This is a genomic window from Nocardia sp. CA-135953 (genome assembly GCF_050955735.1).
GTDB lineage: Bacteria > Actinomycetota > Actinomycetes > Mycobacteriales > Mycobacteriaceae > Nocardia.
Map to the genome: position 1 here is coordinate 3,515,306 of NZ_CP192082.1, position 23,402 is coordinate 3,538,707.

The window sequence follows — 23,402 nt, forward strand, 5'->3', positions numbered from 1 at the left end:
AGCCGAGCGCCACGCATTTCGCCGCCGTTCGCCCGAGTCAGCTCGCGCGATGGATCGGATGCAGTCGCGACAGCGCGCGCACCGCATCGGCGCGCGAAATGAGCTGGTCGCCATCGAGTTCGGCGATGGCCGCCTCCATCCATTCCCGGATCAGCGTCGACAGGCCGATACCGCGGTTGTCGGCGAGTTGCTTGACCCGGGTGTGCAGCTCCAGCGGCATGCGAATGGAGCTGGTCACCATGATGTCGTCACCGGGGGCGAGTGGCGGCGGCGCCTTGTCCGGCGGGACCGGTTCGTCGCTGAAGGTCAGCCGATCCATGAACGACGCCACTTCGTCCGGGGTGGACGGGAAATCCTTTTCACGCATCACCGGTTCTCCTGTTCCCACTCCTCGAACATTTTCAGTTCGTCGGCGCGCATTTCCCGAGCGCCGATGATCAGCCAGGTCCACTGGTCCTGTTGGCGCGTCGCCACGATCAGCGGCCGCCCGGTACCCGTGCGACCCCAGACCGACAACACCGTCACGTGCCCGTCATCGGCAGTCCGCGGCCAGCGCCGTGCGCCTTCGAGGACTTGGCGTACCTCCCGGGGTCCGATGCCGATCAGGTGCGCGAACGCCCAGTCCGGCCACTCGTACCCCATGACCACATACTACGCGCATAGTAACCGACCGATCGGTGCAGTTTGCTACTTGACGCGTAGGATTTTTCCTACGTATAGTCGGGATCGTGAACATCACCGAAGGGCGGGTCTTCGCGGCACTGGCCAGTCCGGTTCGGCGCGAGGTATTGCGACTGCTGCGCGAGGGCGGACCGCAGCCGGTGACCGATCTGGCCGCGCATTTCGAGATGGCGCGGCCGAGCTTCTCCGAACATCTGCGGGTGCTGCGGGAGGCCGAGTTGGTCAGTGAGAACAAGGTGGGGCGGCAACGGCTGTACCGGCTCGAGGCGGCCCCACTGTACGAGATCCAGGAATGGTTGCACCCGTTCGAGCAGTTCTGGCGCGAGAAGTTGGCCGGGCTGCGTGAACTGCTGGACACCATGGAAGAGGAGTGACGATGACCGATGATCCGACCACCATTCACGTGGACGAATTCCTGGCGCACCCACCGGCGAAGGTGTGGCGCGCGTTGACCGAACCGGAGTTGCTCGCGCGGTGGTTCATGCCGTCCGACTTCCGGCTCGAGGTCGGGCATCGTTACACCATCGATGCGAAAGCCGTTCCGGCGACCGGCTTTTCCGGTGTGATCGCGGCCGAGGTACTGGCCTTCGAATCGGAGCGGATGCTGCGCGTCGGCTGGCGCGACGTCGACCTGGATGCCGAACATGGCGCCGACTGGACGATCACCTGGACGCTCGAGCCCGAGGGCAAGGGCACCCGATTGTTCTTGGAACACGCCGGATTCGATCCAGACCATCCGCTCCAGCAGAAAGCTCGCACGATCATGGACGCCGGCTGGCGCGCCCATGTCATGCGGCGCATCGATGAGGTGTTGCGGGAGCTGGAGTCATCGCCGAACCTCGGGCGCTGAGTCGCACCGCATTTCCCAGCGACAACGGCCGAGATGGTATCGGCGACCGTCATCGAACCGGTCGCCGATACCACGGCCATCAAGACAGCGACGGCGATTCGGTCGTGTCCTGGTCCTGGGCTACGTCCTGTACCGGAACAGGATTCGACCGCGGGTGAGGTCATACGGGCTGAGCTCGACCAGCACCCGATCCTGCGGCAAGATCTTGATGCAGTTCTTCCGTGCTCGAAGGCCGTGTCGTGCCACGAGTCGATGCTGAGGAAGACCCGACCGTCGGGCCGACGCGAAGCGTCGCCGCGGCCGACCACTCGGTCGTCGGCTACCGCGTGCCATTGCGTATCCGCAACCCGTGTGATCACTGTGGTGGGCTCACCCATACCCGAAGTGAAATTCATAGAATTCATTGGTTGTCGCCTTTCGGGATTGCCTTGTTGCTCAGGCGCTCCCGGCGACACCTACATCGTTCGCCCGACCGTGACGACGAGAGGGAGCCCCCACATCGATACAGTGTTCATGGGTCTCACCTCCTCGCTTGATGCCACGGTGCCCCGGACGCTATCAGCTCGAACATCATGTTGCCCAACTCTTTCGCCAACCGACTCGACTGGCTATCGGTGCACTGCTCGAGCAGGTATCAACACCACTACCCCCGGCCGGGCGGTTCCTGTTCCACGTCATCGCCCCGATGGACGAGACGACTGCGGAAACCCCTGTCGGGGTGAGCTTGTAATGGGCGGTGCGGTATTCGCTCAGAGGTTTTCCGCGGTCACGATGATTGTGGTCCAGCCGCCGAGGTGAATGCGGTCTCCGCTCTGGAGCGGGACGGGCACCTTGCCGGGGATCAGGTCTTCGCTGCCATTGAGGCTCGTGCCGTTGGTGGAGCCGAGATCGGTGATGGTTATGCCGGTTTCGGTGAGGCGGAGGATCGCGTGGGCGCGGGAGACCCCCGCGTCGGCGGGGGCGATGCCCAGATCGATCTCGGGTTGCAGGCCCTGGGAGACGCTGTGTTTGCCGATCAGGATGTCGGTGCCGCGCAGGGTGATTCGGCGCTCGGGATAGAACGCCGGGAACTCGACCTGATCTGCGTCGGGGCCCTTGCGGGCCTGCACGCGGTCGTAGAACACGCGATCGGCGGTGATCGTGGCGACCCATGTCACCGCACCGGCCGCGCTCGCGACCTCGGCGGCGGAAACCGCTGTGGCGGTGACGATTTCGGTCGGCGCGGCCGCACGCGGCTCCGGCGTCGGCAGTGCCGAATCAGCGCCGCAGACTTCACAGAAGCGGCCGGTGCTCGGCGACCCACATGACGGGCACAGCGCGGCCGCGATCGTCGGCGCGGGCGCGCCGATCGGTGAACCGCAGACATCGCAGTAATCCGTCGCGACGGACTGATGCCCGTCCGGACAGGTGGCAATCGCCATCACCCCTCCTTGCGTACCCGCGCCGTCTTGGTCGAGCGTGCGTCCAAAGCCATTTCGTCCGCGGCCTCGACCCTGGCGCGCAACCGCACCGTGCCATTGCGCTCGTCCACCTCGACCACACCGCGCAACAGCTTCGCGGTGCCCTCGTTCCCGGATTCGGCGGCGAGCTCGACCGCACGCCGCAGTTTCGCCGTCGCGGTCTCCACATCACCGTTTTTACGCGCGCTCAACCCCTCCTGCACGACCTGGGCGAGTTCAGCCTGTCCGGTGTAATGCGCGACCCGCCTGCTGATCCGGGCCGAGAGCTCGGTCTCGGTGGTCCACACCGCGCGCACCAATCCCTGCCCGACCACCTCGTCGCCTGCGACCACACTGATACGGGCCGCGAGCTTCTCCCGTCCGGGTGCGGCGGGCTCGACCCGCACCTGCACGTGATAGTCGCGGTCCTCCGCGCCCCAGGCGCCGAGCGGGTACTCCCCCAGCTGTGGTCCGGCATCGGTGCGTCGCGTCGTGAGGTCCTCGATGGTCGGCGCGACCTGCTTGACGAACTGAACGGTGGCGCCCGCCGGTGTCCACACCCGCAGGGTCAGTTCCGGGATCGCCTTGGCCATCGACGTCTGCGTCATGGCGGCGAAGTCCGCGGCCAGATTCGCCGGATCCGCGACGATATCCACCGTGCCGTGCAGCGCCGAGGCGATGGTGCGCAATTCGTCCACCTGCCAGTCGGTTCCGACCCCGCGACAGTCGCAGGTGAAGATCCCCTCGGACTGTTCGATCTCGGCCGCCAGCACCGCGGGTTCCTCGTGTTCGTTCTTGCCGTCGGTGAGCAGAATGGCGTGCACCATGGCACCCGGATGTTTCTTGGCCAGTTGCCGAGTGAGCCCGAGCCAGGTGCCCATCGCGGTGCCGCCGTTGGGACGCAACTTGTCCAGTGCACGCCGGGCCGCGGCCCTGGTGTCGCGGTTGACGGGCACCGACGGTTTATCGCTCGGATAGGTCAGCCGCGCCATCGATGTGCCCTCGATGATCGCGAACCGGGTGCCGTCCTTCAATACATCGAGTGCGGCAAGGGTGGCTCGGCGCGCCCCCTCGAACTTCTTACCGGTGGCCATCGATCCGGAGCAGTCGATGATCAACACCTCCAGTCGGTCCGGCTCCGGTCCGGCCGCCACGAAATCCGCGCCGGTCTCCACGGTCACTACCGCGTCGACCGTGCCCGCGCCCTCGGCCAGGTATTCGTTCTGATCTATCGCTACCGAAATACCGTTATTCGCAATGGAACTCACTGTGCTACTCCTGCGTCGACCGATGGTCCGATCGGCACCAGCGCGACGGTGATGTTGTCGCTCCCCCCGGACCGTAGTGCAAATTCGACAAGTGCCCGCGCTGCCTCCTCGCGCGGTAACCCGCTGACCATCCGCGCCAGCGCCGTCGGATCCGACACGTAGTTCCAGAGTCCGTCGCTGCACAGCAACAGCACCCCGGGACCCGTCGTGTGAAAGGTTTTCACACAGCGGTCCGACCACGCTTTGTCCTCGCTGTCGGCACCGAGCCAGCGCAGCAAGGTATGCGCCCGCGGATCCTGCATCGCGGACTGCTCGTCCATGGCGTCGGCATCGACGAGCGCCTGCGCCCACGAGTCGTCCACGGTCAGCCGCGTCGACGACAGATTCCCGCCCGCGATCGGCTCGACGCCGACGCCCTGCAACCAATATGCCCGGCTGTCACCGACATTCGCGACGGTGATCTCCACGCCGTCGCCGCCGTATCCGCGCACGATGGCCGAAACATAGGTGCACGAGGGAGCGTGACCCTCGTGCGTCGCGATATCGCGGACGGCCTGCGACGCGGCCGTGAGACCGGCCATGACCACGGCCGTGCCCGAGCGCGCTTCGGCCAATGCGGTGAGGCAGGCATCGACGCCCGCACGCGCCGCCGCGCCCGAGGCCGCCTGCGGATCGTCGGAGGTGGAAACGCCGTCGCTGACCGCGATCACCGTGACGACCGGGCGCTTGGCCCCGTCTTCCAGTACCGCGGCAGCGACCGCATCCTCGTTGCGCGCGTGCGCGATACCGCGATCGGTCATGACATAGACCGTGCCGAGATCGGCCTCGAATCGATCCGGCTGCGGCCGCAATTGACCGCAGCCGTCGCAGTAACCATCGGCGTCGTAGCGGGTGCCGCCACAGCCCTCACACGTCGGTGCCGCATCCGGATCCGGCCGCGGCAGCGCGATTCTGCGCGCGCCGAGTTCACGGCCGCAGGCCTCACAGAACCGGTCGGCCACCCCGACCCGCGCCGAGCATTCCGGGCACCGCTGCTGCACCGTGGTATCAGGTCCGGTCACAGGTTCGTCCTCGGCCGGATCGCATTGGCACGATCCACCAGCTCGAATCGAGCCCACATATCTTCGGTTTCGCGGGCGAGGTCGCGATAGCAGCGCTCCAAACCGGTTCGTACTCCGTCCTGATCGAGGTTGGCGCCGAGCAGCGCCCCATGTGTCGTCGGTGCTTTACCCGCGCGCAGCCAGTTCAATGCGGCATCCAGCACGCGCATCCGCACCTGTGCGCCACGGCTTTTCGACTCGATCCGCAACGCTTCGACCCGTCCGGCCGCATCACGCAGCAGTGGTTCCGACAGTTCGTCGGTTCTACGGTCGGCCAGCATGGTCTCCACGGCCGTCAGCCGCGCCTCGGTGTAGAGCGCCGAGGCCGAGTCCACCTGGTCGAGTACGGCCACCGCGCCGTCACGATCGCCGTCCGCATTGCGCAGCCGGGCCAGTCCGAAGGCGGCGCTGACGAAGCCGTGGTCCGTGCGCCAGACCGTGTCGTAGTAGCGCGCGGCCTGATGCCGATCCGACTGCGCGCCCGCGAGTTCGGCGACGGCCGCCTGTGCGACCTTCGGTGCGGCCTCACCGGGCAATGCGGCGTACACCGCATCGAATTCGGCATATGCCGCATCCGTATTGCCCGCGAGCAGCTCGGCTTGACCGCGATACCAGGCCAGCCGCCAGTCGCCGGGCATGGTGTCGGCGAGTTCGTCGAGTCGGCGCAGTGCGTCGGCCGGATCGCCGACCTCCAACGCGGCGCGCACCAGCCGCAAAGGTATCTCCACGGACGCGCCGCGGGTCGTGAGCACCGAGCGCAGTCCCGCCTCGAAGGCCGGTTCCAGTTCGGCGGGTGACGTTCCGCCGGTGGTGGCGAGCAGAGCGGCACCACTGTCATTCGGATCGACCAGCGGAACCGGTAGTGCCGCAACGATACTCGTCGGCGCAGGTGCTTCCTGGATGCCGAATACGCCACGCGCCGGCCCGAAGTAGGCCGACATTCCGGGACGCGGCACGCCGTCACCGATGCTCAGCACCTCGCGCAGCACGCCGGTCAGCTGATCGGCCATCTCCTCCATCGAAGAGAAGCGTGCCTCCGGATCGGCGTCGGTGGCGCGCAGGATGAATCGGTGCAGCGAATCGTATTTCGCCAGTAGCGGTTCGGCATTCGGATCGGGCAGCGCGCCGAAGTGTCCGCCCTCCTGCGGCACATTCATCAGCAACACGGCCAGGGTGCGACCGACGGTGTAGACCTCGGTAGCGACGGTCGGTCCGGTTTCGGAGATTTCGGGCGCCTGATAGCCGATGGTGCCGTAGATGGGGCTGTCCTGATCGTCCATCGCGATCACCGCGCCCATATCGATGAGCTTGAGCTGCTCATCGGTCTGCATCACATTGTCCGGCTTGAAATCGCAGTAGGCCAGACCGAGCGAATGCAGATAGCCGAGCGCGGGCAGCATCTCCAGAATGTAGGCGATGGCCTGCGGTGGCGGCAGATAGCTGCCGTCGGCATCGCGGCGGGCGCGCAAAATCTGTTTGAGCGACGTCCCGCCGACGTACTCCATGACGATGTAGCCGACCGCGACACCGTCGGCGCCGCGGTGCTCGACGAAGTTGTAGATCTTGACGATGCTGGGATGTTCGACTTCGGCGAGGAATCGCTTTTCGGCGACCGCTGCGGCCATCGCGTCCAGATCCCCGGAATTGAGCAGACCTTTCAGCACCACCCAGCGGTTGGCGACATTGCGGTCGGTGGCCAGATAGATCCAGCCGAGCCCGCCGTGCGCCAAACAGCCGACCACGTCGTACTGTCCGCCGACCAGATCGCCCTTGCTCAGCTTGGGCGTGAACGAGAACCGGGTGCCGCAGTTGGGGCAGAAGCCCTCGGTGCGGCCGGGCGCACCGTCATGGCCGCGGCCGACCGGTCGTTCGCATTTGCCGCAGAAGCGCTTTCCCTCGGCGACCTGCGGATCGGCCAGGACCGCGGTGGCCGGGTCGATGCGCGGCATCCGCGGCACTTCCACCATGCCCGCGCCGAGGCGGCCGCGCGCGCTGGATTTCGACGAGGACCGGCCGGTACGAACCGAACGTCCCGAGGCGCGGGTGCTTCCGGAGCGCACCGACAGTGCGGAAGTTCCGGAGTTTCCGGCCGGAGCCGTGCCGCAAGCATCGCAGTAGCCGTCGACGACTGTTCCGCCACAGCCCGGCTCGGCACAGGTAACCTGCTGCGATTCAGCTGGAGCCGTACCGCATGCGTCGCAATATCCACCGACAACGGTTCCGGTGCAGCCGGGTTCGGCGCAGGCGCGACTCTCCGTCGAAACCCCATGCGAGATGGGCATTTCCGCGGCGACCGTGGTCGCCTCGGCGGGTGCGGTGCCGCACACCACGCAGTATCCGTCTTCGATCGTGCCGTCGCATCCCGGCTCATTACAGGTCATCTGCCCCGCCCCGATTTCTCCCCGATGATCTGCTGGAAGTCGGCGACCGCCCGGGTGACGGCCGCCAGATCGCACGGTCGCCGCGCGAGCAGACCTGCCGCGATCTGGTTGGAGGCCAGCACATCTCGGTCCTCGCTGACGCCGAGACGAGCCGCCTTCGCCTGATAGGCAGCCAGTCGTCCGCGCAATTCGCCCCGCCGATCGAGCAGGCCCTGAGCCAATTCCTCCACGGTGGCCGCTCCCGCGTCCGCGTCCGCGATCCGCGTGCGCAACCGGACCAACTCCGCCGCCGTACCCGATTTCGCGGATAACGCATCGAGTTCGGCTTCGAGCGCGTCGGTGTTGTCCTCGTCCACCGGCAGCGGGCCGGCCAGGATCTTCGCCTCGACCTGCGTCCGTGCCCGCGTCGCGCGGGCTCGGGTGGCTCGCAGCAGTGCCAAGCGCCTGCGCGTTTCGGCGACCGCCTCGGCCCAATCCGCGGCGACCGCATCGAGTTCGGCGAGGATGGTGGCCACCTGCCGCAACTCCCCCGACAACTCCGCGACGCGCGCATCGATCTCCGGCACCGTCAACGCGAGCGGATCGGTCGCCGACCGGCTCAGCAATGCGGCGATGCCGTCGCCGATCGCGCGCAGCTGCGTTGTCTCGCCCCCGGCCGCACCTGCCTTGTCCAGGGTGTCCTGCAGTGGCGCAAGGCCCGACATCACCCTCGTGTTCACCGCATCTATCGCGTCGAGGAATTCGGCGATTTCCGGGAAGGTGGCCCGCATGCGATCAACGGTATCGGCGAGTCCGACGAACAGAACCTCTTCGGCGGGTCCGGTGAGCGAACGTTGCGCCATCGGTATCGGCGTGCGCGCGGCCTCGTAGGGACGCCCACGCAGCAGCCGGGTGAGTTCGGTGCGCTCAGCGTCGTCGAGGCGAGCCCGAGTGCCGCGCACCTTGCGCGCCGATTCCAAGATGATCTGCAGGCGGCTGTAGTCCTCCCACATCAGCGCGAGTGCAGCGCGGACCGGCAGCCAGCGCTGTTCGGTCACCCCGGTCGGCGGATACCGCTGCAGCAGCGTGTGGCCCGGATGTTTGTCCAGTTCCAGCAGGGTGGCCGTGATGGCATCGAATTCGATTGTGCGGGTGGTCAATTCAGCGTCGATTTCGGCGAGAGTGAGTAGCTGCATGGTTTCACTCTTTGTAGCGGAGGTCTGGTGGACCCGGCGACGGGCCGAGGGCGCTGAGTCTGGCGTTGTAGAGCTGCTGCCAGGTGCCGTCGCTGCGGATGCGTTCCAGCACGCCGTTGACGAAGCGGACCAGATCCGGATGCCCCTGCGCGATGCCGACCGCGTACGCCCCGGTGCCGATCACCTCGCCGACGATCTCCAGATTCCGGTCCTGGGCCACCAGGCCGACCAGGATCGGATCGTCACCGCTGATCGCGTCCACGTGCCCCTGTTGCAGCGCGGCCAGACAGTCGGTCCAGTTCGAGGCGCCCAAGACGACGGGCCGCTTGGGCAGGCTGAACAGCGGGCCCGGTGAGGTGGTGCCCCGGGTGACGCACACTCGCTTACCGCCCAGATCAGCGCCCGTCCGGATGCCGGAGTTGCGGGTGGCCAGAAGGCGTTGGGTCGCACGGTAATACACGCCCGAGAAGTCGACATCGCGGCGCCGCTCACAGGTCGCCGAGAAGGTGCGCACGATCAGGTCGACCTGTTTGTTCTGCAGGGCGGGTATCCGCTCGGCCGCGGTGACCGAACGCAATTCGATCCGGTCCGGATCACCGAAGAGGGATCGGGCGATCTCGCGAGCGATATCGATGTCGAAGCCCTCGAGCTGTCCGGTGCTGGGATTGCGGAAGCCGAACAGGTAGGTGTTCTGATCCACCCCGACCCGCAGTTCGCCATTGGCGACGATGGCCGCCATGGCCGAACCCGACGGCATCGCACCGGGACTCGGCAACGGCCCCGGACGCAGGGTGGCCTCCGGGTCGCAATTGCCGCCGGATTCGGTCTGCGGTGGCGTGGTGATCTCGACGAGATCGGGCTTGGGGTTGACCGCGGCCACATTCGTGGCGGCGGGGGCATGGATGCCGGAACCGCATGCGGTCACCAGCGCACTCACCGCGATCAGCGCCATCCATCCGAAGCCGTACTGCCGCAGGGGGTTTCGCTGTCTCACAGAAACTCCTTCAGCCGTGGCCACAGGCCGGTGACGGTCGAGGCCGCAGCGCCGAAAAGCAGCACCAGTGTCCCCGCGGGGCTGAGCGTCAGTGTCGCACCCGCCGAGTCGACGCCGTCGCGCAACGCACCGCGTTCCTGGATGAGGTTGTCGCGCAACAGCTGATCGAGATGGGCGAACAACGTCGCCGAGGTGTCCGGACCGGTTCCGATGGCCTGCGCTACGGCAGTGGGATAGTTCGCCGCCTCGTAGGCCTCACGCTGTTTGGCATGTCCGGCGGTCCAGCCGAGCACGCTCCGCGAGGCCGCCGAATCGGGTCCGGTTACCGTTGCCAACCGATCCGCAAGTTCGGTGGTGTGCTTGCGGTAATCGGTTTCGCTCGTGGTGATATCGCCGCGGGTGATCAACTCCAGGGTTTCGTCGGTGCGCGCTTGCTGGGCCAGGATCCTGGCCTGGGTCAGGGTTTCGAAGCGACTGGTCGCCCCGGATCTGCCGGTATCGAGTGCGGCCGTGGCGATGATCGTCGCGGCGACCACCCAGAACAGCGCGAGGGCGGTTGCGCCCGCGGCGACCGCGAGACCGAGATTCATCCGGCGATTGGTGCGACGCAGCAGGACGAAAGTGCCACCGCCACAACCGATGAGCACCAGCATCAGCAGCACGATGGTCGTCCACGGCAGCGTGCCGATATCGTGCTGATCCTGGCGCACCGCGGCCATGCGGTCCTTGCTCAGCATTTCGGCGTTGGGCAGCAAGGAATTCTGCATCAGCAGTGAGGCTTCGCGCAGATACGACGAACCGACGGGGAAGCCCTGCCGGTTGTTCGCCCGTGCGGTTTCGACCAGGCCGGTGTAGGCGGGCAGGTCGGCGGCGATCTTGGCGACGATATTCCTGGTCTGCTGATCGGCGGCCCCGGCGGTCGCCTCCGCGAGCGCGGACGCCGCTTCGGCGAGCGCCTGCTGATACTGCCCCCGCACCTCTGGTGATTCGATGCCGCCGGACAGGAAGGCCGTGGCCGCGGACGCGTCTGCGGCCGACAGTGCGACGTACAGGGTCTGGGCGGCGTAGGCCAGCGGTTCGGTGTGCTCCAGCACGGTATCGCGCCGAGCGATCTTGCCGCTCAATTGATCGGCCGAGGTCAACCCGGCGAGCAGACACAACACCACCGTGACGACAGCGACCGCGCCGATGGCACCCGGAGTCGTCCCGGCGAAGCGTCGTAACCACGCACCCCCGTTGCGCACGGTCGCCGGTAGGCGAATCTCCAACACCGTCCCCCTTCATCTACCCGGCCGGTGTTCCCGATCGCGATAGTACGGGAGGGAATTGGGGTTTGCTGCCCATCGCCCCAGTGGCATCGAAATCCGAGGTCACATCGAGCAGCGGTACGAGGTTCGGCGTCCAGCGCGGGTACTGGGTGAAGATCTCCCCGAAGGAGGTCAAGGGATCACATGCGGCGGTGGCGGCATCGGTCGACCGCCAACACCAGCGGATGGTGATAATCGTTCCAACTACTCCCCCGGAGGGCGGCGGTTCCCACTGGGCCGGGTCGGTCGTATCCGCTTACACCTCGGTCGGCGTGGGTGCCTTGTCGATATAGCGGCTCATCGCCCAGTTCAGCCCGCGCATCGCGAGGTTGTAGGACGGCGGGAAGTAGCGCTGCGCGAGATAGCCGACTCGGATATCCGGGGAGGTGAAGACCATGTACTTATCGCGCTCGACCCCGCGCACGATCGATCGGGCCGCCTGCTCCGGCGTGACCGCATGCCGCATGAACAGCGAAACCGCCTGCTGCACCGCCGCGCCCTGCCGGTCGACGCCGGCGATATCGACGCTGTCCACCATCGGCGTCGCCATCGCGCCGGGGCAGACCAGGCTGACTCCGATCCGGTGCTGGCGCAGATCGAAGCGCAGCACCTCCGAAACGCCACGCAATCCGAACTTGCCCGCACTGTAGGGCGCATGCCAGGGGAGTCCGAAGAGGCCTGCGGCCGAGGCCACATTGACCAGATGTCCACCTCGCCCGGCCTCGATCATGCGCGGCACGAACTCCTCGATCACATGGATCGGACCCATCAGATCGATATCGATGGTGCGCCGCCACTGCGTGTGCGTGAGCCGATCGACGGTTCCCCAGGTGGCAATGCCTGCCACATTCATCACGATGTCGACACTGTCCACCTCGGCGTGCGCCTTCGCGGCCAACGCCACCACAGCGTCGTAGTCGCTGAGATCGGCGGGCGCGGCCAAGTGCACGGCGCCACCCCGCGCGCGCACGTCATCGGCGGTGTTCTGCAGTCCGGAATCATCGATATCGGTCAGGATGACCGATGCGCCCTTGGCGACAACCGCCAGCGCCGTACTGCGCCCCAATCCACTCGCCGCTCCGGTGATCAGGCAGCTCTTACCGTGGAATTTCGTCATGAACCAAACGATAGACAATTACGAACACTATTGTCTATAGATCTCGCTGTCCGTCTCGGACGTCATCTTCACCCACCGGTCGGCAAATACCGAGATGCGATTGATACCCGCTCGCTGGACGATAGCTGTCGACCGTGAATCCTGCTCGTGGCGACCCGCTGCCGTTCACACAGACCGGCACGGAGGCGATACACAGGCGATGACGATACAAGCGATGAAGCCGATCTCATGGCGGCGATACCCGGGTCGATGGCCGGGAATGCGGCCACGGAAAAGCCCTTGTCCGGGCGAACTGTGGTGGCATACTCGATGGGAGCGGCCAGCGGCGCGCTCGCCCCGGTCCGATCGAGGCCGACGCACCAGCTTCAGCCTGGCGCGGTTGCCGGGCGAACACTCGCGGACTCCAACGATCTTGGTGCGCCAGGAATGTTCGAGCACTCATCCCATGTTCCCAATATTGTTGCGTGTACAGGATTATCGGGAGGACCACATGGGGAACCTGCTCGGACCCACCGGCCCAGTGGGGGGCAGACGTGGCTGAGGGACGCGAAACGACGGCACGGAATTCCACGCTCGCCGGGTATCGCGATGCCTCGATCACCACCACACCGGCCGTCCGCCCGGTGATCTCCATCGCCCTGTTGCTGATGAGTGTCGCGCTGGTCTACGAGGCCGGTCGCGCCGCCCCCGGGCAAGACCACGGCTGGTTCGTCGCCGTGTCGATCGCCGGACTCTTCGTGGTGCGCGGCCTGCATCTGCGCCGCCCGATCACCCTGCCGCATTTCACCATCGCGGTTTTCGTGCTTGCGGCGGCCAATGCCGCCTATCGCGCCTCGCATCCGGGCTTCGGCTTCGTCTTCCTGGCCGCGACCGGGTTCATCCTGATGCTGCCGCAGTCGAGTCGGCCGCAGCCCGAGCATTTGTACCGGGTCGCCGAACTCGTCGGCCGATCCCACCGCGATCCACTCGCCGCCTTCGCGCTGCATTCATCGAAGTCCTACTACTTCAACGCGAATTCGACCGCGGCGATCGGCTATCGGGCCCGCTTCGGGATCGCGGTGGTAGCAGGTGATCCGATCGGCGATCGCGTCGACTATCCGGCACTGCTCACGGACTTCTCCGAATTCGCGGCGAATCACGGCTGGCGGGTCGCAGTGCTCGGTGCCAGTCCGGATATGGCCGAGATGTGGCGGCATCGGGCGATCGAGCATCGGGGGTTGCGCGCGATTCCGGTCGGCCGCGATGTGATCATCGATGTCGCGACATTCGCCATGGTCGGGCGTTCCTTCCGCAATCTGCGCCAGGGCGTGAGCCGCACCCGGAATTTCGGGGTGACCACCGAGGTCATCAACGAGACCGACCTGACCGAACCGTTGCGAGCAGAACTGCTGGATATTGTCGACGAGTGGCGTACCGGTCGGCAGAATCGCGGCTTCTCGATGATCCTCGACCACCTGCTGGACGGGCGGAATCCGGGCATGCTGCTGGTGCTGGCCCGCGATGAGGAGGGGCGCGTGGCGGGCTTCCAGCGCTATGGCGTCTCAGGGCGGGGCCGCGAACTCAGCCTGGATGTGCCGTGGCGGCGCAAGGATGCCCCGAACGGGCTGGACGAGCGGATGATCATCGATCTCGTCGACCACGCCCGTACCGAGGGGATCGAACGGATCTCACTGGCATTCGCCCCTTTCCCGGAATTGTTCGCCGAGAAGAAGCGGACGCGGACCGGGAAGCTGATCTATGCGCTCGTGCACCTGGGCGATCCGTTGATCCGGCTGGAATCGCTGTACCGATTCTTGCGCAAATTCCAAGCGATGTCGGATCAGCGCTTCGTGCTGATCCGCTGGCGCGAGGTGCTGCTGGCTGCCGCGGCGCTGCTCACCTTGGAGTTCGTGCCGCACCGCAAGCAGTACTAGTCGCGGACGGTAATGCCGATCGCCTTGGCGAATTCGGGTGCCAGATCTATCAGTTGCAGCGGGGCGATGGTTGCCCCGCGCAAGGCATCGAGGCCCTCGGCGACATCGAGGTGCGCCGCACCGCGCAGGTCGACCTGTTGCAGTCGGGCACGGTTGATCAGCAGGCCTTCCACGGTGGTGCCGGGAAAGGTGACCTTGGTCAGCTCGGCATCACCGAAGTCGGTGTGGCGCAGCACGCAATCGACGAATTGCACCTCGCGCAGTGTGGTCTTGCGGAAGTTCACGGAGTCGAATTTGCAGCCCTCGAAGCGCACTCGACGCAAGTTGGCACTGCCCGCATCGACGCCCGACAGCGCACCGGCGATCAATTCGACGTCCTGCCAGGAGGTATCGGACAGGTCGGTGCCGACCCAGCGCACATTGCGCTGCCAGACATCGGTGAAGCGGGAGAACCGCAGGCTGCCGCGGTTGATCGCGAGCGAAGTGAAGGCCGTTTCGGAGAACCGCGAGTTGGCTGCCTCGATGTCATCGAGGTCGTCGCCGGTGATGTGCACACAGTCGTAGTCGCTCTCGGGTTCGAGATCGCTCTCCAGCGGCGTGAGATAGCGCGCGTAGGGCAATTCCTCGAGCTCATTGGGCACAGTTGACCTCCGGGTTCGGCGACGGTCCTCCTTGTCTACCAGTCGGATCCGACAGGTCAGACGTCGATGCGGTCCAGCAGCCAGCTTGGGCCGACCGATTCGGCGCCGAGGGCTTGGATTCGCTCGCGGAGTCCACGATCGGCGGTTACGACGGTGATCCTGTTCTCCGCGATGGCCGCGGCTACGACGTCGACGATCGCGTCGTCTCCCGAACCGTCCGCGAGCACCACCCGCACGCCTTCGAATTCCTCCGATCCAGCGGCCTTCGCCGCACCCTCCAGTACGACGACCACTTGGGCGGATTGTGTCAGGTCCAGCGTGCCCAACCGCATGAGCAGTCGCCGAGCCGCACCCGCACGATCGCGCCACCAGCCATCGGGACGCGAGCCCACGACATTCGCGGCATCGACGACGATCAGCATCGCTTCCTTTCTACTCTGTGGTGCTGAGGCGGGCGGCGCGGGTGTGCAGGTAGCGCTGTTGCGGGATGCTCATCGTCTGCTGTGCGGCAAGCAGATATGCCTCGCGGGCACCGGCCCGGTCCCCCATCGATTCCAACAGATGGGCACGGACCGCTGCCAGGCGGTGATCCCCCGCCAGCTTGCCGCCGTCGGCCAGATCGTCGACGAGCTTCAAACCGGCCAGTGGTCCGCGAGCCATGGCGACGGCCACGGCGTGGTTGAGGGCAATGATCGGATTGTCGACCAAGGCCAGCAGCCGTTCATAGAGCAACATGATCTGCGGCCAATCGGTGGCCTCGTATGTCTGCGCCTCATCGTGCAGCGCCGCAATGGCGGCTTGCAGCTGATACGGACCTGGTACGCCGTTGGGGAGTGCCTCGGTAATCAGCGCGATGCCTTCGGTGATGCCTTCGGTCTGCCAGAGTGCGCGGTTCTGGTCTTCCATGGGAACGAGCTCGCCGGTGGGTCCGGTGCGGGCGGGTCGGCGGGCATCGGTGAGCAGCATCAGCGCGAGCAGGCCGGTGACCTCGGCATCGTCGGGCAGCAGGCGATGCACCAGACGGGTCAGGCGGATGGCCTCGGCGGCGAGTTCGACGCGGTACAGGCTCGGTCCCGAAGTGCTGGCATAGCCCTCGGTGAAGATCAGATACAGCACATGCAGCACGGCGGCCAGGCGCGCGTCGCGGTGGGCGCCGACGGGTGGGGCGAAGCCGATACCACTGTCCTTGATCATCTTCTTGGCGCGGCCGATGCGCTTGGTCATGGTCGCCTCGGACACCAGGAAAGCGCGAGCTATTTCGGTGGTGGTCAAGCCGCCGACCGCACGCAGCGTCAGTGCCACCTGTGCGGTGGGCAAGAGTGACGGGTGACAGCACAGGAACAGCAGGACGAGAGTGTCGTCGGAGTCGGTGGGGTCGCGGTCGGCGGGCGGGGTCAGCCAGTCCTCGGGCAGTGCCCAGCGGGCCACAGTGTCCTCGCGCCTGCGGCGGGCCTGTTCGTTGCGGAGCAGGTCGGTCAGACGGCGCGAGGCGACGGTGATCAGCCAGGCGCGCGGGTTGTCCGGAATGCCGGCTTCGGGCCACTGGGTCGCGGCGGTGAGCAGTGCCTCCTGCACCGCGTCCTCCGCGGTGTCGAAATGACCGTAGCGCCGAACCAGCGTGCCGAGGACCTGCGGTGCGCAGGCGCGCAGCAGGTCCTCGACCTCGTAATCCGACATCGGAAGGGGCTCAGCCGAATTCGGAAGCGGACTCCGCGATGGGCCGGACATCAGCGTAGGCCGTATCGGCGATATGCGGCGGAGCCGGGCATTTGCTGAGTTCGGCCGCGATTTCGGTGGCGCGGTCGAAGCTCTCGCATTCGACGATCCAGTATCCGGCGAGCACCTCCTGCGTCTCGGCGTAGGGACCGTCGGTCACGAACGGTGCGCCGTTCTTGGTGGTGATGCGGCGGGTGTGTACCGGTTCGACCAGACCGCGCGTCTCGACCAGTTCCCCGGATTCCGCCAGCTTCTTGTTGAGGTTGCCCATGAACTCGGCCATGGCCGCGAAATCCTCGGGACTCCATGTGGGTTTGCCGGTGTCCTTGCCGACCATGCCGTCGTAGTCCTGTTGCGAGCCGTAGCTCAGGATCATGTATTTCACGACAACTCCTCCGCTCCGGCGGCTCCGTGGTGGCGCCGCTCATCAGATACGTCGCAGCCGCTGACCATTCTCGGACATGTCCGCGGAAAAAACCCTCCGACCGCCGCAGTTGGGTGTGCGGGGGCCAGGGGTAGGTCCAGGGCCGCCGTAGCGGGCGCGGCGCGTGACATGCTGGGGGACATGGTGATCGATGGAGATGTCGCGTCCGGGTTCGAGGCGGTGCGAAAGGTATTCGCGGCGAATTTCGCCGAGCAGGGGGATGTCGGAGCGGCGGTCGCGGTGTATCGGGACGGGCAGCCGGTGGTGGATTTGTGGGGTGGGCTCGCCGATCCGGCGGGTGAACGGGCGTGGGAGCGCGACACACTGCAGCTGGTCTACTCGGCGACCAAGGGCGTCACCGCGACCGTCGCGCATCTGCTAGCCCAGCGTGGCGAGCTCGACCTGGACGCGCCGGTGGCGCAGTACTGGCCGGAATTCGCGGCGGCGGGTAAGGGCGATATCCCGGTGCGCTGGTTGCTGTCCCATCAGGCGGGGCTGGCGGCGCTGGATAAGCCGGTACCCCTGGCGGATGCACTGGCCTGGGGGCCGATGGTGGAGGCGCTCGCCGCGCAGACACCGAACTGGCCGCCCGGCACCGCGCACGGATACCACGGGCGGACCTTCGCCTGGCTCGTCGGTGAGGTCATCCAGCGCGCGACGGGGCGAACCGTCGGGCGGATTCTGGCCGAGGATGTCGCCGGCCCGTTCGGTATCGACTTCTTCATCGGTTTGCCCGAGCCCGAACGGCATCGCGTCAGCCGACTTGTGTTCGCGCCCAAGATCGATCTGGCGGCGGTTCCGGACGAGGTCGTTCCGGAGGAGTTCCGGCCGATGGTCATCGCGATGCGCGATCCGGAGGCGTTGGTCAACCGCGCCTTCGAGGTCACCGATCCCGCCGATATCGATTTCAACGATCCCGCGGTGCATGCCGCCGAGATTCCGTCGAGCAACGGCATCGGAACCGCGCGCAGCCTCGCCCGGCTCTACGCGGCAACCATCGGCGAGGTCGACGGCGCCCGCCTGCTGACTCCCGAAACTCTTACCGCGGCAACCAGCGAACAAGCCGCAGGTATCGACCGCGTCATGATGTTGCCCAACCGCTACGCCTCTGGATACATGCTCCCCACCGAAGCTTTCGCACTGGGAGGCCCCGAGTCCTTCGGGCATCCAGGCCGTGGCGGCTCCCTCGCATTCGCCGATCCGGACACCGGCATCGCGTTTGCCTACGTCACCAACTACATCATCGAAGGAGCTCCGGACCTGCGTGCCCGCAATCTGGTCGACGCGGTGACCAACGCCATCGCCTAGCACCGGACCGACGCGGGCTTCAGCGCAGGGTGCGGATCCACTGGTGTTCGCTGCGCGCGCCCAACAGCACCTGCGCCACGGCCAGGCACACCAGCTCGGCGTCGATGAGCCGTTTCGGCCGACCCGGCCGCCGCTGGACAGCAGAGATGACATGGTCGTCGATCAGCACATAGAGTGCAGTCAGGAGGGTGTCCAGATCAGTCTTCACAAACCGAACTCGATACCCTCCGCCTCACACTTCTCCCAGCGGCCACGCTGTCGATGACGCGAATCACACACAGCCGCAACGTAATCCACCACAACACCAACTTCCTAATGCTGTGGCGGCACACCGTGCCGCCTCACCATCATTTTCGGATCAGGCGATCCGCTTGCGCGCCTGGCCTCTCGGCTTGCGGCCGGGCCGGGTGGCACCTGCTGCGCCGTCGAAGGTGAGTACCCCGTCCTCCAACGGCGCCTTGCGTAGTAGCGCGCGGTCGCGGAAGTAGTTGTTGATGACCTGCCAGGGCCCGCGGGCGCCTTGGCGGGGCATGACGCCGTCGCCGCGTTGGATGTAGCCGGAGGTCAGGGCGGCGCCCATCAGTGATTGATCGGAGCGGTCGGCGTCCTCGGCGATGGCGACGACCTTGGTGTAGCCGTTGGCCTTCATGTAGTTGAGGAGGCGGCAGAAGTATTCGGCGGCCAGATCCGCCTTCAGCGTCCACGATGCGTTCGTGTAGCCGAGGACCAGCATTGCGTTGGGGATGCCATCGAGCAGGGTGCCCTTGTAGACCACGTGTTCGCGGGTCGACACCGGCTCGCCGTCCACCTCGAGTGCGGCGCCGCCGAGGATCTGCACGGTGAGACCGGTTGCGCTGATGACGATATCGGCGGGTAGTTCTTCCCCGGATGCGAGCCGAATGCCGGTTTCGGTGAAGCGGTCGATGTGATCGGTGACGATCGATGCCTTGCCGCTGCGCAGCACCTTGAACAGGTCACCGTTCGGGACGATGCAGAGTCGCTGGTCCCACGGGTTGTACGACGGCGTGAAATGCCGCATGTCGATCTGCTTGCCGAGTTGCATCCGCACCGCGGCGAGCAGCAGCTTCTTCGACAACTCGGGATTGGTGCGCGAGAGCTGGAAGCTGGCCCGCTGCAAGGCGATATTGCGTGCCCTTCCGGTCCGATAGGCGATCTTCTCCGGCACCCGCGCGTACTTCATGCCGACCGCGACCGGGTCATCGGCGGGCAGTGCGGTGATGTAGGTGGGCGAGCGCTGCAGCATGGTGATGTGCGCGGTGTCGTCGGCCATCGCCGGAACCAGCGTGATCGCGGTCGCGCCGCTGCCGATCACCACGACGCGTTTGCCGCGGTAGTCCAGATCTTCCGGCCAGTGCTGTGGGTGCACGATCTGCCCGCCGAAGTCCGCCTCGCCCGGGAAGTTCGGGCGGTGTCCGTTGTCGTAGTCGTAGTAGCCGGTGCAGCCGACGAGGAAGTTGCTGGTGTAGATCTCGGTCTCGCCGGTCTGCTCGTCGAGTGCCTCGACAGTCCACAGCTCGGCTTCGCTCGACCAGCTGGCCTTTGTCATCTTGCGCCCGAACCGAATGTGCTCGGTGACGCCGTATTCCGCCGCCGTGTCCTCGATGTATTGGCGGATGTGCGGTCCGTCGGCGAGTACCTTGGTGCCGATCCACGGACGGAAGCCGAAGCCGAAGGTCAACATGTCGGAATCGGAGCGGATGCCCGGGTACCGGAACAGATCCCAGGTCCCGCCGATGGCGGTACGGCGTTCCAGGATCGTATAGCTGCGTCCGGTCTGCTCGCGGGTGAGATGGCACGCCATCCCGATGCCGGACAGGCCCGCGCCGATGATCAGTACGTCGACATGCCGCGTCATTGAGGTAATCCGTCTCATTCTGCTCTCACCCGAGCACCCTTGCCCGACCCTCCCACATTACCTGTTATCCCCAGTAACGTCTAGCCGCCCGCCTTCGAGAATGTGCTGGCGGTGGGCCTCTCTCGACGTCTGCCGCGACCATTGCATGGTGATCAACCGTCCAAGTGTCGCTTGCCGAATGATTGCGGTGGGGCGGGTTGCGGGCGTAGTAGCAGTTGCAGACGGCGCTGAGCTGCACGCCACGCATTCGCGGGGATGGGTTGCGTGCTGATCGCCCGGGCGTCAACCGCGCCAAGTATGCCGACCACAATGGGTAGCCGACTCCACCGGTCGGCCGGAGCATGCAGCGGTCTCGCCGAAACCGGTAAGCGCGCCACTCCGGTCCGGCTGACGCTGCTGCTCGGCGTCGTCTGCGCGACCATTTCCGGTCTGCTGCCGATCGATATCGCCGTGGAGTCGGTGAATATCGGCGCGCTGTCGGCTTTCGCGGTTGTTTGTGTCGGAGTGCTGGTGCTGCGAAAGCTCGAGCCGAACCGGGAACGGCCGTTCCGCACCCCGTTGGTGCCGCTGGTGCCGATTTTCGCGTTGATCGGCTGCGTACTGCTGGCAACCCCTTTGGATGGGCTGACCTGAGTGCGTTTCGCGGTTTGGGTGCACGTCGGCATTGCGGTCTACCAGGGCTACGGCCGTAAACGCGCCACCATCGCCGCGCCGACCGTAACTAACTCAACGGTTCCTGCCGATCGGTAACCGGCGCGAAATTCGCCATTGGGATCTTGACGAATGCATTCCGAGTCATTGCGTCTCAGAGGCGAATTCGGCACGCTCTCTGGGTAAGAGCCACGGCGCACACCCCGGCGGCCGGGCCGGAGAGGATGACGACCCGATATGTCCGATGACGAGAAGCAGATCCGAATACTGATCGAGCGATGGGCAGCGGCGGTGCATACCGGCGACTTGGCCGGTGTAGTCACCGATCATGCCGACGATATCGTGATGTTCGATGTGCCCCCGCCGAATGAAGGTGTGCGCGGCATCGACGCCTATCGGGATACCTGGCCCGGCTTCTTCGAATGGCAGGCATCGGGTGCGACATTCGACATCGTTTCGCTGGAGGTAGAGGCGAGCGCAGAAGTGGCATTCGCGCATGCGCTGCTGCTGTGCGGCACCGCGGAGGAGTTCGCCCGTGATCCGGCCAAGCGCCTGCGGATCACCTTCGGCCTGCGCAAGCAGTACGGCCGCTGGGTCGTGGTGCACGAGCACCACTCCTTCCCCGACAACACTGCGGCACCCGAGGCTTGAGCTCGAGCCGGTTCGCTACGGTGGCATCGAGCGCAACGATGCAGCGACCGCCGGTGGCGTGGTGCACCGTTGCCGCGAATCGGCATCGAGTGCACCGGGAGTTCCACGTGAATCAGCCTGATAGCGAAGCCTTTTCGAACCATGCGGGCACCCGCCCCGCGGCCTGGTACGAGAACTGGACGGAGGTACCCGATTCGCCGTGGCGGGATCGGCCCGAGCCCGCCGGCGAACGCGAGTACCGCACGCTCACCTACGAGCGCGACGGGCGTATCGCGCGCATTACCTTCAACCGCCCGGAGAAGGGCAATACGATCACCCCGGACACCCCGGTCGATCTCGCGCACGCGATCGAGCGGGCCGATCTGGATCCGCGGGTGCACGTGATCCTGGTATCTGGGCGCGGCAAGGGTTTCTGCGGCGGCTACGACTTGGATATGTTCGCCGAACAGGGCAGCCACGGTGTCGACGGCTCGATCGACACCACCGGCACCGTGGCCGATCCGGTGGTGCAGGCGGTGAATCACAATCCCTGGGGGACTTGGGATCCGATGATCGACTACGCGATGATGAGCCGGTTCAACCGTGGTTTCGCCAGCCTGATGAATGCGAATAAGCCGACCGTGGCGAAACTGCATGGCTTCGCCATCGCGGGCGGCACCGATATCGCGCTCTACTCCGACCAGATCATCTGCGCCGACGACACCAAAATCGGCTATCCGCCCACCCGCGTATGGGGTATTCCGGCGGCGGGCATGTGGGCGCATCGCCTGGGCGATCAGCGCGCCAAGCGGCTGCTGTTCACCGGTGACTGCATCAGCGGGAAGCAAGCCGAGGAATGGGGGCTCGCGGTCGAATCGTGTCCGGCCGATGAACTCGACGAACGCGCCGAGGCATTGGTGGCACGTATCGCGCGCATGCCGATCAACCAGCTGATGATGGCCAAACTGGCGCTGAATTCGGCGCTGAATTCGCAGGGCGTGACGAATTCCGCGATGATCAGCACGGTATTCGACGGGATCTCCCGGCACACGCGCGAGGGTTACGCCTTCCAACTGCGTTCGGCCACCGTCGGTTTCCGTGAGGCCGTCCGCGAACGCGACGAGCCGTATGGCGACTACAAGCGCGCCCAGTTCCGCGCCGAGGAATAACGCTCAGCGTGTACAGCGGTGCTTCACCCCGATCGGGAAGTAGTCCGGATCACCGGTGGGGCGCAGTTCGACGTGCGGCAGCTGACGTTCGAGCGGAACGTAATGCGCGTATTCGCTATTGCGGCGCACAAATTCGTCACGAATCGATTCGGCGACGCGTCGGGTGCGTTCGGGGGTATTCGGTTCGTCGGGGACCAGTTCCACCGTGACGCGCAGTGTCCGGTCGTGATCGGCGTTGTCCCACACCTCCAGCACGAATTCCCGGTCACCCATTCGCTGACGCCGGGCTGTTCCAGTCCGATCGTCACCGTCTCCGGAAAGACGTTCGCCCCGAACATCGGTACCGCGTGCAGCGACCGCTCGAAGACGTAGACGAACGGCAGTTCGGGTCCGGTTTCGGCACCGAGATCGACGCTCACCCCGCCCGCCGATGCCGTCGCCTCGGCACTGCGCGCTGCCACCGTCGTCGACCTGATAGCGCCCGGATCCCAAGCGCACCTGCGGGATTCGACCAGACAGACGTTTCCGATCACAGGTCCTTTCACCCGCATCGGCCCACTGCCCGATAACGACATCGTGCTCGACGACGGCAAGGTCAGCCGCCACCACGCGGTGATCGTCAGCAATGGGGTTACGTGCGTGCTGAATGATCTGTTGTCCTGCAACGGTGTGTTCGTCGGTGGGGATCGGGTCATCGGCGGCGCCGCGCTCACCGATGGTGTGACGATTCGCATCGGCGATACCCGAATTCACCTTCGGCGT

At 66.0% G+C, this 23,402-nt stretch carries 23 protein-coding genes and 3 pseudogenes; 8 read left to right on the plus strand and 18 right to left on the minus strand.

Features of this window, described 5'->3' with window-relative positions:
• Positions 1 to 37: 37 nt before the first annotated feature.
• Positions 38 to 367 (minus strand): hypothetical protein, encoded by a 330-nt coding sequence (locus ACQPXH_RS16210; RefSeq protein ID WP_433603142.1) that lies wholly within the window; start codon positions 365 to 367, stop codon positions 38 to 40.
• Positions 367 to 642: a hypothetical protein gene (locus ACQPXH_RS16215; protein ID WP_433603143.1), complete on the minus strand. Its 276-nt coding sequence runs from the start codon at positions 640 to 642 to the stop codon at positions 367 to 369. Before ACQPXH_RS16215 ends, ACQPXH_RS16210 begins: the two co-directional genes overlap by 1 nt.
• A gap of 86 nt (positions 643 to 728) precedes the next feature.
• Here ACQPXH_RS16215 and ACQPXH_RS16220 point away from each other — a divergent pair, with 86 nt between their 5' ends.
• Entirely contained in the window at positions 729 to 1,055 is a 327-nt protein-coding gene (locus ACQPXH_RS16220) for an ArsR/SmtB family transcription factor (RefSeq protein ID WP_433603144.1), read from the plus strand.
• A gap of 2 nt (positions 1,056 to 1,057) precedes the next feature.
• A complete protein-coding gene (locus tag ACQPXH_RS16225; protein WP_433603145.1) occupies positions 1,058 to 1,531 on the plus strand; it encodes an SRPBCC family protein in 474 nt (157 codons plus the stop codon).
• 120 nt (positions 1,532 to 1,651) lie between these two features.
• Here ACQPXH_RS16225 and ACQPXH_RS16230 read toward each other — a convergent pair.
• The 9 genes and pseudogenes from ACQPXH_RS16230 to ACQPXH_RS16270 all read right to left on the minus strand — a co-directional run.
• Positions 1,652 to 1,744 (minus strand): annotated as a pseudogene (locus tag ACQPXH_RS16230) (translation initiation factor IF-1); the annotation flags it as partial.
• 536 nt (positions 1,745 to 2,280) lie between these two features.
• The gene (locus tag ACQPXH_RS16235; RefSeq protein WP_433603146.1) at positions 2,281 to 2,952 is read right to left on the minus strand and encodes an FHA domain-containing protein; all 672 of its coding nucleotides are present in this window, start codon (positions 2,950 to 2,952) and stop codon (positions 2,281 to 2,283) included.
• Complete coding sequence (locus ACQPXH_RS16240; RefSeq protein WP_433603147.1) at positions 2,952 to 4,238, minus strand: vWA domain-containing protein; 1,287 nt, start codon at positions 4,236 to 4,238, stop codon at positions 2,952 to 2,954. Before ACQPXH_RS16240 ends, ACQPXH_RS16235 begins: the two co-directional genes overlap by 1 nt.
• On the minus strand, positions 4,235 to 5,299 hold the full coding sequence (locus tag ACQPXH_RS16245; RefSeq protein ID WP_433603148.1) for a PP2C family protein-serine/threonine phosphatase: 1,065 nt from the start codon (positions 5,297 to 5,299) through the stop codon (positions 4,235 to 4,237). The genes ACQPXH_RS16240 and ACQPXH_RS16245 overlap by 4 nt, the downstream gene beginning before the upstream one ends.
• Complete coding sequence (locus ACQPXH_RS16250; protein WP_433603149.1) at positions 5,296 to 7,719, minus strand: tetratricopeptide repeat protein; 2,424 nt, start codon at positions 7,717 to 7,719, stop codon at positions 5,296 to 5,298. The genes ACQPXH_RS16245 and ACQPXH_RS16250 overlap by 4 nt, the downstream gene beginning before the upstream one ends.
• Positions 7,716 to 8,894 carry a hypothetical protein gene (locus ACQPXH_RS16255; protein ID WP_433603150.1) on the minus strand — a complete coding sequence of 393 codons (1,179 nt, stop codon included), beginning with the start codon at positions 8,892 to 8,894 and terminating at the stop codon, positions 7,716 to 7,718. Before ACQPXH_RS16255 ends, ACQPXH_RS16250 begins: the two co-directional genes overlap by 4 nt.
• A gap of 4 nt (positions 8,895 to 8,898) precedes the next feature.
• Complete coding sequence (locus ACQPXH_RS16260; RefSeq protein WP_433603151.1) at positions 8,899 to 9,888, minus strand: glutamate ABC transporter substrate-binding protein; 990 nt, start codon at positions 9,886 to 9,888, stop codon at positions 8,899 to 8,901.
• The gene (locus ACQPXH_RS16265) at positions 9,885 to 11,156 is read right to left on the minus strand and encodes a hypothetical protein (RefSeq protein ID WP_433603152.1); all 1,272 of its coding nucleotides are present in this window, start codon (positions 11,154 to 11,156) and stop codon (positions 9,885 to 9,887) included. Before ACQPXH_RS16265 ends, ACQPXH_RS16260 begins: the two co-directional genes overlap by 4 nt.
• 295 nt (positions 11,157 to 11,451) lie before the next feature.
• Positions 11,452 to 12,312, minus strand: coding sequence for an SDR family oxidoreductase (locus ACQPXH_RS16270; protein WP_433603153.1), 861 nt, complete (start codon positions 12,310 to 12,312; stop codon positions 11,452 to 11,454).
• Positions 12,313 to 12,845: 533 nt separating this feature from the next.
• Between ACQPXH_RS16270 and ACQPXH_RS16275 the strand changes: the two genes are divergently transcribed.
• On the plus strand, positions 12,846 to 14,225 hold the full coding sequence (locus ACQPXH_RS16275; protein ID WP_433603154.1) for a bifunctional lysylphosphatidylglycerol flippase/synthetase MprF: 1,380 nt from the start codon (positions 12,846 to 12,848) through the stop codon (positions 14,223 to 14,225).
• Here ACQPXH_RS16275 and ACQPXH_RS16280 read toward each other — a convergent pair.
• From ACQPXH_RS16280 to ACQPXH_RS16295, 4 genes are read right to left on the minus strand one after another with little or no spacing between them, the layout of a single operon-like run.
• Positions 14,222 to 14,866 carry a pentapeptide repeat-containing protein gene (locus tag ACQPXH_RS16280; protein ID WP_433603155.1) on the minus strand — a complete coding sequence of 215 codons (645 nt, stop codon included), beginning with the start codon at positions 14,864 to 14,866 and terminating at the stop codon, positions 14,222 to 14,224. The two genes, ACQPXH_RS16275 and ACQPXH_RS16280, sit on opposite strands and share 4 nt — an antisense overlap.
• Positions 14,867 to 14,922: 56 nt before the next feature.
• Complete coding sequence (locus ACQPXH_RS16285; RefSeq protein ID WP_433603156.1) at positions 14,923 to 15,288, minus strand: NYN domain-containing protein; 366 nt, start codon at positions 15,286 to 15,288, stop codon at positions 14,923 to 14,925.
• A gap of 10 nt (positions 15,289 to 15,298) precedes the next feature.
• Positions 15,299 to 16,543: an RNA polymerase sigma factor gene (locus ACQPXH_RS16290; protein WP_433603157.1), complete on the minus strand. Its 1,245-nt coding sequence runs from the start codon at positions 16,541 to 16,543 to the stop codon at positions 15,299 to 15,301.
• Between the two features lie 10 nt (positions 16,544 to 16,553).
• Positions 16,554 to 16,958 carry a YciI family protein gene (locus tag ACQPXH_RS16295; protein ID WP_433603483.1) on the minus strand — a complete coding sequence of 135 codons (405 nt, stop codon included), beginning with the start codon at positions 16,956 to 16,958 and terminating at the stop codon, positions 16,554 to 16,556.
• A 189-nt stretch (positions 16,959 to 17,147) separates the two neighbouring features.
• On the opposite strand from ACQPXH_RS16295, the gene ACQPXH_RS16300 reads away from it, so the two are divergent.
• Entirely contained in the window at positions 17,148 to 18,314 is a 1,167-nt protein-coding gene (locus ACQPXH_RS16300; protein ID WP_433603158.1) for a serine hydrolase domain-containing protein, read from the plus strand.
• Positions 18,315 to 18,345: 31 nt separating this feature from the next.
• Here ACQPXH_RS16300 and ACQPXH_RS16305 read toward each other — a convergent pair.
• Positions 18,346 to 18,522 (minus strand): annotated as a pseudogene (locus ACQPXH_RS16305) (IS982 family transposase); the annotation flags it as partial.
• A gap of 150 nt (positions 18,523 to 18,672) precedes the next feature.
• Positions 18,673 to 20,190: a flavin-containing monooxygenase gene (locus ACQPXH_RS16310; RefSeq protein WP_433603159.1), complete on the minus strand. Its 1,518-nt coding sequence runs from the start codon at positions 20,188 to 20,190 to the stop codon at positions 18,673 to 18,675.
• 309 nt (positions 20,191 to 20,499) lie between these two features.
• Between ACQPXH_RS16310 and ACQPXH_RS16315 the strand changes: the two genes are divergently transcribed.
• The 3 genes from ACQPXH_RS16315 to ACQPXH_RS16325 all read left to right on the plus strand — a co-directional run bounded on the left by ACQPXH_RS16315 (position 20,500) and on the right by ACQPXH_RS16325 (position 22,640).
• Positions 20,500 to 20,823 (plus strand): amino acid permease, encoded by a 324-nt coding sequence (locus ACQPXH_RS16315; protein WP_433603160.1) that lies wholly within the window; start codon positions 20,500 to 20,502, stop codon positions 20,821 to 20,823.
• 255 nt (positions 20,824 to 21,078) lie between these two features.
• Entirely contained in the window at positions 21,079 to 21,492 is a 414-nt protein-coding gene (locus ACQPXH_RS16320; protein ID WP_433603161.1) for a YybH family protein, read from the plus strand.
• A 107-nt stretch (positions 21,493 to 21,599) separates the two neighbouring features.
• Positions 21,600 to 22,640, plus strand: coding sequence for a crotonase/enoyl-CoA hydratase family protein (locus ACQPXH_RS16325; RefSeq protein WP_433603162.1), 1,041 nt, complete (start codon positions 21,600 to 21,602; stop codon positions 22,638 to 22,640).
• Positions 22,641 to 22,643: 3 nt separating this feature from the next.
• Here ACQPXH_RS16325 and ACQPXH_RS16330 read toward each other — a convergent pair whose 3' ends face one another.
• The gene (locus ACQPXH_RS16330; RefSeq protein WP_433603163.1) at positions 22,644 to 22,913 is read right to left on the minus strand and encodes a hypothetical protein; all 270 of its coding nucleotides are present in this window, start codon (positions 22,911 to 22,913) and stop codon (positions 22,644 to 22,646) included.
• 255 nt (positions 22,914 to 23,168) lie between these two features.
• On the opposite strand from ACQPXH_RS16330, the pseudogene ACQPXH_RS16335 reads away from it, so the two are divergent.
• A pseudogene (locus ACQPXH_RS16335) lies at positions 23,169 to 23,390 on the plus strand (FHA domain-containing protein); the annotation flags it as partial.
• Between the last annotated feature and the right edge of the window lie 12 nt (positions 23,391 to 23,402).

Coding starts and splice junctions, on each gene's coding strand:
- ACQPXH_RS16310 (WP_433603159.1), bottom strand. CDS start 20,190: ATGACGCGGCATGTCGACGTACTGATCATCGGCGCGGGCCTGTCCGGC.
- ACQPXH_RS16270 (WP_433603153.1), bottom strand. CDS start 12,312: ATGACGAAATTCCACGGTAAGAGCTGCCTGATCACCGGAGCGGCGAGT.
- ACQPXH_RS16295 (WP_433603483.1), bottom strand. CDS start 16,958: ATGATCCTGAGCTACGGCTCGCAACAGGACTACGACGGCATGGTCGGC.
- ACQPXH_RS16315 (WP_433603160.1), top strand. CDS start 20,500: ATGGGTAGCCGACTCCACCGGTCGGCCGGAGCATGCAGCGGTCTCGCC.
- ACQPXH_RS16225 (WP_433603145.1), top strand. CDS start 1,058: ATGACCGATGATCCGACCACCATTCACGTGGACGAATTCCTGGCGCAC.
- ACQPXH_RS16300 (WP_433603158.1), top strand. CDS start 17,148: ATGGTGATCGATGGAGATGTCGCGTCCGGGTTCGAGGCGGTGCGAAAG.
- ACQPXH_RS16285 (WP_433603156.1), bottom strand. CDS start 15,288: ATGCTGATCGTCGTCGATGCCGCGAATGTCGTGGGCTCGCGTCCCGAT.
- ACQPXH_RS16290 (WP_433603157.1), bottom strand. CDS start 16,543: ATGTCGGATTACGAGGTCGAGGACCTGCTGCGCGCCTGCGCACCGCAG.
- ACQPXH_RS16330 (WP_433603163.1), bottom strand. CDS start 22,913: ATGGGTGACCGGGAATTCGTGCTGGAGGTGTGGGACAACGCCGATCAC.
- ACQPXH_RS16215 (WP_433603143.1), bottom strand. CDS start 642: ATGGGGTACGAGTGGCCGGACTGGGCGTTCGCGCACCTGATCGGCATC.
- ACQPXH_RS16235 (WP_433603146.1), bottom strand. CDS start 2,952: ATGGCGATTGCCACCTGTCCGGACGGGCATCAGTCCGTCGCGACGGAT.
- ACQPXH_RS16210 (WP_433603142.1), bottom strand. CDS start 367: ATGCGTGAAAAGGATTTCCCGTCCACCCCGGACGAAGTGGCGTCGTTC.
- ACQPXH_RS16320 (WP_433603161.1), top strand. CDS start 21,079: ATGTCCGATGACGAGAAGCAGATCCGAATACTGATCGAGCGATGGGCA.
- ACQPXH_RS16255 (WP_433603150.1), bottom strand. CDS start 8,894: ATGCAGCTACTCACTCTCGCCGAAATCGACGCTGAATTGACCACCCGC.
- ACQPXH_RS16250 (WP_433603149.1), bottom strand. CDS start 7,719: ATGACCTGTAATGAGCCGGGATGCGACGGCACGATCGAAGACGGATAC.